The organism is Gilliamella sp. X-60 (assembly GCF_057063585.1).
In genome coordinates this window covers 18,099-29,447 of record NZ_JBXSQJ010000031.1, presented here as the reverse complement: position 1 = coordinate 29,447, position 11,349 = coordinate 18,099, and the positions used below count along the sequence as shown (strand labels likewise).

10 protein-coding genes are annotated in these 11,349 nt (G+C 35.2%); 4 read left to right on the top strand and 6 right to left on the bottom strand.

Annotated features, from left to right (window positions below):
* The 3 genes from ACYIAM_RS12400 to dauA form a co-directional block, all read right to left on the bottom strand.
* The coding region (locus ACYIAM_RS12400; protein WP_483748480.1) for a type VI secretion system Vgr family protein at positions 1-1,276 on the bottom strand (1,276 nt) is incomplete at its 3' end.
* 742 nt (positions 1,277-2,018) lie between these two features.
* Positions 2,019-2,573 carry an HdeD family acid-resistance protein gene (locus ACYIAM_RS12395; protein ID WP_483748479.1) on the bottom strand — a complete coding sequence of 185 codons (555 nt, stop codon included), beginning with the start codon at positions 2,571-2,573 and terminating at the stop codon, positions 2,019-2,021.
* Between the two features lie 192 nt (positions 2,574-2,765).
* On the bottom strand, positions 2,766-4,439 hold the full coding sequence (gene dauA / locus ACYIAM_RS12390) for a C4-dicarboxylic acid transporter DauA (protein WP_483748478.1): 1,674 nt from the start codon (positions 4,437-4,439) through the stop codon (positions 2,766-2,768).
* Between the two features lie 434 nt (positions 4,440-4,873).
* Here dauA and plsB point away from each other — a divergent pair, with 434 nt between their 5' ends.
* The 4 genes from plsB (at position 4,874) to ACYIAM_RS12370 (ending at position 9,005) form a co-directional block, all read left to right on the top strand.
* A complete protein-coding gene (gene plsB / locus ACYIAM_RS12385) occupies positions 4,874-7,291 on the top strand; it encodes a glycerol-3-phosphate 1-O-acyltransferase PlsB (RefSeq protein WP_483748477.1) in 2,418 nt (805 codons plus the stop codon).
* A gap of 95 nt (positions 7,292-7,386) precedes the next feature.
* A complete protein-coding gene (locus tag ACYIAM_RS12380; protein WP_174797736.1) occupies positions 7,387-7,911 on the top strand; it encodes an SMI1/KNR4 family protein in 525 nt (174 codons plus the stop codon).
* A gap of 89 nt (positions 7,912-8,000) precedes the next feature.
* On the top strand, positions 8,001-8,486 hold the full coding sequence (locus ACYIAM_RS12375) for a CPCC family cysteine-rich protein (RefSeq protein WP_174797737.1): 486 nt from the start codon (positions 8,001-8,003) through the stop codon (positions 8,484-8,486).
* 210 nt (positions 8,487-8,696) lie between these two features.
* On the top strand, positions 8,697-9,005 hold the full coding sequence (locus ACYIAM_RS12370) for a hypothetical protein (RefSeq protein ID WP_483748476.1): 309 nt from the start codon (positions 8,697-8,699) through the stop codon (positions 9,003-9,005).
* A 95-nt stretch (positions 9,006-9,100) separates the two neighbouring features.
* On the opposite strand, the gene ubiA is transcribed toward ACYIAM_RS12370, so the two are convergent.
* From ubiA to ACYIAM_RS12355, 3 genes are all read right to left on the bottom strand, one after another.
* The gene (ubiA, locus tag ACYIAM_RS12365) at positions 9,101-9,928 is read right to left on the bottom strand and encodes a 4-hydroxybenzoate octaprenyltransferase (protein WP_483748475.1); all 828 of its coding nucleotides are present in this window, start codon (positions 9,926-9,928) and stop codon (positions 9,101-9,103) included.
* A 155-nt stretch (positions 9,929-10,083) separates the two neighbouring features.
* The gene (locus ACYIAM_RS12360; protein ID WP_483748474.1) at positions 10,084-10,641 is read right to left on the bottom strand and encodes a TorD/DmsD family molecular chaperone; all 558 of its coding nucleotides are present in this window, start codon (positions 10,639-10,641) and stop codon (positions 10,084-10,086) included.
* An 82-nt stretch (positions 10,642-10,723) separates the two neighbouring features.
* Positions 10,724-11,338 carry a DMSO/selenate family reductase complex B subunit gene (locus ACYIAM_RS12355; protein ID WP_483748473.1) on the bottom strand — a complete coding sequence of 205 codons (615 nt, stop codon included), beginning with the start codon at positions 11,336-11,338 and terminating at the stop codon, positions 10,724-10,726.
* Between the last annotated feature and the right edge of the window lie 11 nt (positions 11,339-11,349).

The window sequence follows — 11,349 nt, the reverse complement described above, 5'->3', positions numbered from 1 at the left end:
AGGGAATGGCGGTAAAGGTGAGTTCATAAGCATCAGTGCGGTTACCCTGCCCCTGTACACTTAAAATGATGATACCGTCATTAATATCTGCTAGCGGACTGCCGTTGATATTAATCCATTGACCGGGAGCAAGGTTATAGCGGTTACTCTTACCTTTGAGGATAATTTGCTGGCTAATAGCTTGCTCATGACGAATACGGGCATACCATTGACCGCTTTCAATCTGGCTTTCGTCATGCCTGTTATTTTCATTAGGGTTATTGCCGTTATCACGATTATCATTATTAATATTGTTATCATCATCACCGTTATTATCATCACTAGTTTGCGGGTTGTCTTGTCCGTTACTATCTAAGCCTTTATAGTGCTCGGCATAGCGATAGTCAGTGCCATAGGTGGTGGAGTCTTTGGGTTGGGTGTTTATTTCGCCCTGTAAATCGGCGAGGGCATCACGGTAGTTATAGTCTTGTACCTTGACTGAGGAGACCACTACTTCACTATGTAAGGTAATATCCCACACACTTTCAACACCGGTATCTGCCATACCACTGGGCGGTTTATAGTCAATATCGGCCACCTGCGCATAACCTTGCTCATAATCACTTAACACCATCACATCACAGTGGTGCTCAGCATGCGTTTCAAAGCGAAACCAGATACCGACATCGGCCAATAAGCGTTGAATAAAGGCAAGGTCACTTTCTTGCCATTGGGTGATAAACTCCCGCTCAGGGTAGCTATCTTTTAACTCTAAACGGTAATCAATGCCCGTCAGACCATGACTACGCAGCACTTCTTCAACCACACTCACCACGCTTTGATTTTGAAATATGGCACTATGTTGCCCCACAGCCAGCCGTGCTAAGCACGAAGATAACACCACCTGATAATGGGCTTCATCTTTATTGACCGATAACTGACTAAATTCGGTAATCACCCCATGCAAGGTGCGTTTATTACTCAACGTGGGCAAATCACTTAATGAACGGATAGCGGAAGTTAATGGTTTGTTGATAACAGGATTAAAGGAGAAGGTCGATTTTTGATTAAGAAAGGCATCAGGCGATAAGGTTTTGTCAGTACTGGTAAAGGAGATAACATAACGCCAAGGCTGGTTTAACGACTCATCACCATCAACATGCAAAACCGACATCGCCGCGCCCAGCCCGTCAACGGTTAAGGTATAGCGATTATGGCTAACTCCATTCAACCCCGCCATTAAATCGCTAAATCCATCACCGAGCTGGCCCAAAAGACGATTAAGTTCGTTTGACATGTTGTTCTCCTAATATCCAGTTTATAAAAATTAATCGGTGTTATTTTTAGTTATTTTTTTATTTAACACTGATATTTTAATTATTAAGTTTAAATAATAGACAGCTGAACTAAAAAGTATACACTATTTTTAGTGTAAAATTTAGTCTTTTTTTAATATATTTGTTTAATATTAATGGTTTATGTTAGTGAAACCAGTAACTGATAGCGGCTTAAAGTCTTTATTAAACAAGCGATTTAAACAACATTATGCTTTATCGATGAAAAATTTAACTTGTTATATTTAAAATAAATTTACGCTGAAACGGTATAGATTCCTGAATATTTTTTACAAAAAATACTCTAATTTTGCCCTAATAAAATAGGGGATAATCCTTATATAAATGAAAATTTCGCTTAAGCGACGGCGGGAAAGCAGAAAGTGTAATACGTCCCTTAATAGTAATATGGCATTCTCCGCAAATATTTAGCGGTTCTAAAGATAGGAAATTGAAGCTTAAATGCTTGATTAGTGACTATAATACGGTAAAAGGCATAAAGCGATTTTTGGTAAAATGCCTTATGCGGTTTTAGTAGATTATTTTAATCATGCAGCGTAAACACTCGGTGCTTTTCTACACTTAAATTGGATAAGGTATTCTTTGCTTGTCATTTATTATGGTAATTAGTTGTTGCTCACAATTAATGTGGTAATTACTAAGTAATTACCACTGATAACAACTAAATTGTGAGCAAGAAACGACTTATTTAAAATTTACTGTTTTTAGAGCAAACCCAATTGCCACATATGCCCAACCTTGAAAAATAAGATCAATACCTAAAAACATACCTAATATCCAAAGACTGTCATACGGCCAACCTGCAATAATCATAAATCCTAAAATTAATGTAATAATCCCAGAGGTTAAAACCCATCCCCAACGAGGTAAATTGCGGTTATTTAGAGCCGCAAATATTTGGGTAAAGCCGCCCATAATTAACAAGAACGACATCACTAATGTTAAGGCAGATGAAACAGCAACGGGTTGGAAAAATGACATTAATCCAATAAAAATATATAAAATTCCCATTACTGCCCATAAGGCTGATTGACCAAAACTTTTGATGCTAAAAGAATGTAGTGCTTGGGCAATACCTGCAATGAGAATTAATGTACCAATAAAATAGATAGAAAAAACGGTTGCAATGAACTGATAACCTAATGCTAAGCACCCTAATACAATTAAAATAACACCGACTAAAATAAACCAGCTTGATTTTTCTTTAAGAGCGTGGAACTTGTTTTCGTTAGATATCATGTTATTTACCTATTTTTGTGAGTTAATTTTGGATTTCAAATGCAAACCACTGCAAAGACTTTAGTCTGTTAACAGCGATGAGTAAATGAAAAGAAAGGTCATGAAGGTACAATTTATTGCACAGTAATGCGTTTTTATGCAAACTTTCACTGTGCATATAAATTAGTCAATATAATAAAACTAAATTGAGAATTAACTTTTATCTTTCAGTGCTTCGTCTAGCGTCGAATAGAACATGAGTTTATTAGAAATTGGAACAATTTTGGCGCGAGCTAATGTTTTTAATGGTTGAAATTGTAATTCGCAAATTGATAGATCAACATGTTCAGGTAGTTCATCGATAAAATGTATTAAAGCATTAAGTCCACCAGCATCAAGAATAGGTACTGCATCCCATTGTAGCACTATGTGCTTATATCCATTAATCTTTTGATAGATATCTAAAAATGTGCGTTCAGCGGCAGCAAAAAACAGTGGCCCATTAATACGTAACACTAAAGTTTTATCATCACTGCGATTTAGCTCAACTAAGCGAGTCATTCGAGCAATACGGCGCATAAATAGAATTGATGCAAGCACAATCCCAAGTGTAATTGCAATCACCATATCAAATAGAACTGTGAGCGACATGCAAATAAGCATAATCAATATATCATCTTTTGGCGCACATTTAATAATATAAATGACGCGTTGAACCGCGCTCATATTCCATGCGACGATAAGTAACAATGCAGCCATTGCAGAAAGTGGGATAAATGATAATGCGGGTGCAAAGCAAATTAGTGCAAGTAACACAACGAGTGAATGCAAAACGGCAGCAATCGGCGATGTTGCACCGGCTTTGACATTTGCCGCCGACCGCGCGATAGCTGCTGTTGCTGAAATGCCACCAAAAAAGGGCGCAATAATATTTCCTAAACCTTGACCAATAAGTTCGCTATTTGAGTGATGTTTGGTATGCGTCATTTCATCTAATACGACAGCACACAATAGCGATTCAATTGCGCATAACATTGCCATGGTTAACGAAATCGGTAATAAGGCGGTCAGTGTTGACCAATCCCAATTAAATTCAGCATGCTGCCAAGGTAAAATAAATTCTGGTAATACAGAGGGTATGCCATGACCTATTGTATTATCGGCTAGCGTATAGGTAAATCGTGAACCAATGGTTTCAATTTGATAACCAAATTGATTAAAAATAAACATGACAGCAATACCAGCAACCAGTGCTGGTAAGTGACCCGATATTTTGACTTTAAGTTTTGGCCATACAATTAACACTATCAGTGTTACTGTTCCGACTATAGTGTCAGCAATATTTATGGTGGGTAGTGTTTTCGTTAACTCAATAACTTTTTCAATATAGCGCTCTGGCATATGCTCAAGCGTTAAGCCAAAGAAATCTTTAATTTGCATGGTTGCTATAGTTATGGCAATACCTGATGTGAAACCTAATACCACGGGTAATGGAATGTATTCGATTAATCGCCCTAGTCGAATCAATCCCATTAATACAAGAAATATGCCAGACAGTAATGTTGCAACGAGTAATCCAGATAATCCATATTGTAACGATACCGGGTATAAAATAACCACAAATGCTGCAGTAGGACCTGAAACGCTAAAACGTGATCCGCCCGTTAATGCGATCACAAAGCCCGCTATAATTGCGGTGTATAGACCATACTGTGGTGGTACGCCGCTAGCAATTGCTAGCGCCATTGCTAGCGGTATAGCAATAATACCGACAGTTATTCCCGCTATTAAATCCTTGATAAAACGAGTTGTGTTATAAGGGGTGTTTATACATGCTGATATAAATGCACAGCTAATTTTGGTGCTAGAAAGGCCATATAATTTCATTGTTTTTAATCAATTAGAGGGAAGTTATCTTGGGTGTCTAATAAGATAATCTTTTTTACAAAAAATAAAAGAGTGTTATAAAAATAAACACCTTTTTGTAAAGATGTTTATGTAGGTAAGGATTAATCAACTCATTATCTAATCAATATTATAGGATTAATATTGAAGATAAAGCCAAGTAGATTCGTGGCGTTGATAGCAATAAAACGTTATAATCTGTTTTTTATTTACCTAAAATTACATGGACTAAAGATTGTGCAAATTTGTTAACGGTCAAACGGTAACAAGTATATACTTAATTCATTGCTCTTTTTAATACATAAAAACACTATCTAGCTTTACAAGCAAAACTTTTATTTTTGTTTGGTTGATGGGTTAAATAATTAAAATTAGTTAGGTATATCAATAACGCAAAAGTATGAGGTTTATTTTTTATGTTTTCTTGGTGGACTAAAGTTTATTTTTTTCTTATCCAAATCTTGGTCAAACTTTTTGTTAAAAGTAAACCGATTCCTACCGATCCAATAACAGAATTAGATCTTGATACCGACAGACCAATTTTATATGTGTTACCTTATAACTCTCAAATTGATTTGATGGTAATTCGTTCTCTTTGTTTACAATATAATTTACCTGATCCATTAGTTGGCATTGATATCAATGGTAAAAACATTCCTGCTTATCTCTATATTGATAAAGGGCCAGGTATTTTTGCCTCTAATCAACAAAAAAACAAAGCGATTGAAATTTTAAGAGATTATATTTCGGCACATCAACAAAATCATGATCTTGATATCCAAATGTTACCTGTTTCGGTGATGTTTGGGCGTCGTCCCGATATTGAAGGAAAAAGAAAGCTATCACTACAAGTGCTTGGCGCAACCAGTAAGTTTTTTAAAATAATTACGTCAGGCAGAGACTGTTATACGCGATTTTCTCGCACGGTTTCATTTAAAGATATTCATGTGGATAAACAGCAAGATCTTCCTGTTTTAGCACATAAATTAGCACGTGTTGCACGGATTCATTTTGCAAAACAGCGCATGGCCTCAATTGGCCCTAAACTTCCTGTTCGTCAAGCAATGTTAAATAATTTACTCAAAAAACAAGTACTTTCTGAAGCTATACAAGAAGAAGCCAAAAGTAAAAATGTGAGTCTTGATAAAGCCCAAAAAAATGCATTAGTCATTTTAAATGAAATTGCGGCTAATTTTTCTTATCGTATGCTAAGAGTTACAGATTTTGTCCTCACTTGGGCGTGGAATAGGCTTTATCAAGGGTTAAAAGTGACAAATGCTGATCCTGTTCGTGAGTTAGCGCAAAATGGTCATGAAATTGTCTATGCCCCTTGCCACCGTAGCCATATGGACTACTTGTTATTATCTTATGTACTTTATCGACAAGGGCTAGTCCCGCCCCATATTGCAGCTGGCATTAACTTGAACTTTTGGCCCGCAGGTCCTATTTTTAGGCGATTAGGTGCATTTTTTATTCGCCGCTCATTCAGAGGTAATAAACTCTATACTTCGGTTTTTCGAGAATATTTAGCTGAACTTTTTATCCGCGGTTATGCTGTTGAGTATTTTGTTGAAGGTGGGCGATCACGTACCGGTCGGTTACTCGATCCTAAAACAGGCATGTTAATGATGACAATTCAAACATTATTACGTGGTGATGCAAGACCAATTACTGTTGTGCCCGTTTATATTGGTTATGAGCATGTACTAGAAGTTGCTACCTATGCTAATGAATTACGAGGAGCAAAAAAAGAAAAAGAGAGTTTATGGCGTACTATAAAAGCATTTTTAAAACTAAAAAAATTGGGGTTTGGTTATGTTAATTTTGGTCAACCGATACCGTTAAACCAATTTTTGAACCAACATATACCAGAATGGCGAGATGCTATAGAACCAACCGGCACCCAACGCCCACAATGGTTGACACCAACAACTAACTTACTTGCTAAGCAAATTATGGAGCATATTAATTCATCAGCGGCAATCAACGCGATGAATTTATGTTGTTCAATATTATTAGCGGCAGATCAACGAGCGCTAACTAAAGTTAGGTTAATTGAACAGATAGATCATTTGTTAAAATTATTAAAAAGTATTCCTTATTCAGATTTGATAACTATTCCAGATCAAACACCAGAAGAATTGTATGAACATGCCAAAGAAATGGGGAAATTTGTTATCACAACAGATGAAGCTGGCGAAATCGTCGGTCTTACTTCCGAACAAGCGGTTTTAATGACTTATTATCGAAATAATATTCAGCATTTGCTGATTATTCCGGCTATTGTGGCGAGAATTTTACTCAAACATAATCGAATTTCATCTGCTGAAGTGCTAGAACAAGTAAAACTAATTTTTCCTTTAATCAAATCAGAACTATTTGTTTATCATAATGCAGAACAACTTACTGAATATGTGAATAAAATTATTAAAACGTATGCCGAATTAAACCTCATCAGCTATTCACCAGATAAATTAACATTGAATTATTTAAAAATGTCGGATTTACAGTTAATTGCGTCATCATCTAAAGATACATTGCAACGTTATGCCATTGCGTTTTCTTTATTGCAAAAAGATCCAACGATTAGTCGTGCGACACTAGAAAAAGAGGCGCGACTCATTGCTGAGAGGTTATCTGTTTTGCATGGTATTAATGCTCCGGAATTCTTCGACAAAGGTGTCTTTTCAACATTAGTTGCATCACTACGAGAGCAAGGTTATTTAGATGACCAGAATGATACCAACTTAGCAAAAATTGAAACCATGAATACAATACTTAAGCCTTTAATTACAGCACGAGTAATGCAAACTATCGACGAAATCAATTTATAACTCAAATAATAAAAAGTGCATGATGAAGCTATTAAATAAAAAAATAATAAGTCATGCTTTTTAGTTGATACGGTTTTGGTGAAAAGAAAAAACAGATGGTATTGAAACTCGAAGAAACACAACAGCAATTAACTGATGAAGAACTCAACGAATTTAGTCAATTAGTTGGGAATAAAATTCCCGATGATTTTATCAGCTTTTACCGCCAATTTAACGGAGGAACTTTTATACAAGTTGATAGTAAAATGAGTAATTATGTTGATGACAAGTTTTTGATTAATTTTTTTAGCATAAAATATGGCCTTACAATAGAAAATATTTATGCGCAGTTTAGGCGAGATTTTCCGCAGCTACAAGATATGCTACCTTTTGCTTCTGATCTAAACTTGAATTGTTACCTGCTTTCATTAAGGCCTCAAGATAATGGTTGTGTTTACTACTGGTCAGTCGTAGAGCAAGAATTAACATTGCAATTTGATTCATTTAACCGTTTTATTTTATTTTTGGATGAGGTATTACAGTCTCTTGACAAAAAATATAAGAAAAATCGCCAGCTAGATATTGTTATATGGAGTTGGGTTATAGTTTCAATTGTGCTTTATATTTATTTCAAAAAATGACCGTTTGTGGTAATTATATTCTTTCTAAATAGGTAATTAGCACTATAGCGTTCATTTAATTATGAGCTTAATAGAGACATAGCAGTATTATGTGTATATCTTTTTTGCGTGATGAGGTCATCAATTTTTTAAGTTATCATGCGTTATTTAGTTTAAGCTTACAAGCTAGAACAACGTATTTATTTGAAAATGGCATGATAAACCAGCAATCTTGCGAGCATGCTAAACAAGCAATATTTAATAATGATATTCTTGATAATTATAAACCCTCACCGTTATTCAAAAATCGTTATCTCGAAACAAAAATCGAGCAAATTACCGGTAATAAAATCAAGATTATTGATCATCCAGATAGTGAAATATCAGGGGTAGCTTGTGTTTGTTGCCAATTTATGGTGTTCGAAAGCGCTGAAGATGCTCTTTTTGAACTATGCCCTGTTTGCAATTGGCAGGTGGATAAATTGGATAAAAATGGTTATAGCAAATTAAACAAAAGTTACTTAACAGATTATAAAAATAATATCGTCACAAAAGAAATGATTGAGCAATTTAGTGATATATTTATAAGAAGGTAGACACCTACCACTTAAAATTGAAGCAAGTGTAATTTTCTATATAAATTTTCCTCTCACGATGGGAGTATGTAAGATCTGTCTTTTTTAAACAAAAAAGAATCTTTATGGCTAAGTAAAATTTGATAATTTATTATTAAGAAGCCCTTTAAATAAATTGGTACACATATTGAAAAATAAAAGAATAACAAATGACTAAATAGGAATCTAAAAATGCAACGTTCGACAGTTAATGTCAAAATTTATTGGCGATCTATACAACAAGGTGGAAAACAAACGCTTCCCATAAATACAAAATACTATCCGATCACTGAACCGCTTAAAGACAAGCAGGGTGATATGACAAGTTGGTCATTGGTAATAAATGTTAAAAATAATGAGAACATTAATACTCACGAAAGAATAGGTTTTGGGGAAGCTTATTTTTTAATGGAAAATGCGCCCAGTTATTTACTCAACAAAGGGTTTAAAATAATTATTTATGAGGGACCTAAACAAGTGGCAACTGTTGAGGTACTTTAATTATTTTTTTAATAGCAAAAGGGAGCCCTAAATAAAATTTTATCATGGCGATATTTAGACCAATCAATCTATAACCTCACAAATACCTTTAATTTTTAAGCAAAAAACAGACCTAAAAACACGATAAAACCCACATAATTATTATTCATAAACGCGTTGAAACATCTGTTTCGAACTCGATCTTTTATTAGCCATTGTTGGTAAATAAATAGTGCTGTGGCTAGTAATAAAGCAATATAGAAGATCTGTGATAACTGATTAGTTAAACCAATAAATAATAAACCAATAACTGAAACTATCTGCAATAATCCAATGATTAATTTGTCATAACATCCAAATAAGATGGCGGTGGATTTGATGCCAATTTTTACATCATCATTGCGATCGACCATGGCATATTCAGTGTCATAAGCAATTGTCCAACATATATTAGTGAAGAAAAGCAACCAACAGGTTAACGGAAACTGCTCAATGGTTGCCGCATATACCATCGGAATGCTCCAACTAAATGCAATGCCTAATATGACTTGTGGTAAATGGGTATAACGCTTCATAAAAGGATAAATAAGTGCGGTTAATAATGCAAAACAGGCAATCAACCAAGAGAGTTTATTTAAAGTTAATAATAAACAAAGGGCGATAAATAATAATATAAATAAGGTCAATAATGCGTTTTTTTCGGTCAATGCACCACGGGCAAGGGGGCGATTTTTTGTGCGTTCAACGTGTGTATCAAAATGGCGATCGGCATAATCATTGACTACACAGCCAGCTGCACGCATAACAAATACACCTAAAATAAAAATGAGCGTGATATAAGTATAAGGTAAGCCAGTAAGCCAAATTGCCCAGAGTGTTGGCCAAAGTAGTAATAAGGTGCCAATTGGTTTGTCTAACCGCATTAATTGTATATAAGCTAACATCAATATTATTTACCTTAAAAATCAGAGGAGGCATTATACCGATTACGATAAAAGCTGCAATATTATGATATCGTAGGTTATCTCTTATAACGAAACAAAATGAATATTTGAATAAAATAACTAGCTTTTGATCAATGAGCATGCATATTATGTCATTAAAGCATCTGTAAATATTGATCAACAATCTCCGCTAAAGCTTGATAAAACGGGCTAACCCTGTTTTGCTTTAGCTTTTTTAGATAGGCAGAAGACCAAATCATCAAATGTTCATTGATTAATTGTTTTGCCACTACAGCGTTATTATTTTCAAGCAACATGGCATAGGCCATTAGCATTAATCCAAATTGATCTTCTGGCTCATTTATGCCTGTATTGAGTGTCAAACCATGTTGTTGCAAAAATTTACGATAGTATGCTTGTGATTCACTTAGCAATAGGTGTTCTTTATCGAGGTAAAATGAACCCCACGGCGGTGCCGGCATCGTTCCTTGACCTTCAAATAGTAATGAAAATTGATAGTTAAGTTCAGGATCATCCATATGATTAGCCAATATACTACACTGCTTATCAATAAAAGCAGGATCTGGCCACTTAACCAAATGGTTAATATGTAATAATGCCTGCATTAATGGCGTAGTAACGTTACTATTTGGTGGATAATAAAAAAAAGCACCAAGTAGCTTTGCTAATGTGATAGAAGCGATTTTATTCAAAGAAATATCTCCTCAAAACTATGTCATTAGTTAATTGTTCTAAAACCGTAAAAAAACACTAGTGGTAAGTTGCGCATATTACTTATAACTCCTCAGGATTGAGTACTTTACCTAAAGTATTGCCAGACGCCTTGGCTTGCGCATGGGGTTTTATCACTATATTGGGTTTAGTGAGTTGCGAACTTGGTAGTGGTGCAATATCACATTTATGACCATGATGCTGACGTAGTTTGTCAATTTCGTCAAAATCTAAGGCTCTTTGTGGACACGATTCAACGCAAACAGGTTTTAATCCCTCAGCAACACGTTCATAGCAGCCATCACATTTTGACATGACCTGTTTTTGATGATCAAATTGCGGTGCACCATAAGGGCAATGGGTTTCACAATTTCGGCAACCGATGCAAATATCTTGATTAACAACAACTAAGCCATCTTGTGATCGTTTATGCATTGCACCTGTAGGGCAACCCTGTACACAAGCAGGCTCTTGGCAATGATTACATGAGATGGATAAATAGTAGGTAAAAGTATCATTTTGCCACATACCATCAACTTGCTGCCAATTACCTCCGCCATACTCGTAAACACGGCGAAAATGAACACCTAACGCATTATCTTTTTCGTCTTTACAACTGAGTTGGCAAGTTTTGCAACCGGTGCATTTTGAAGAATCAATATAAAATCCATATTGCATTTTTATTATCC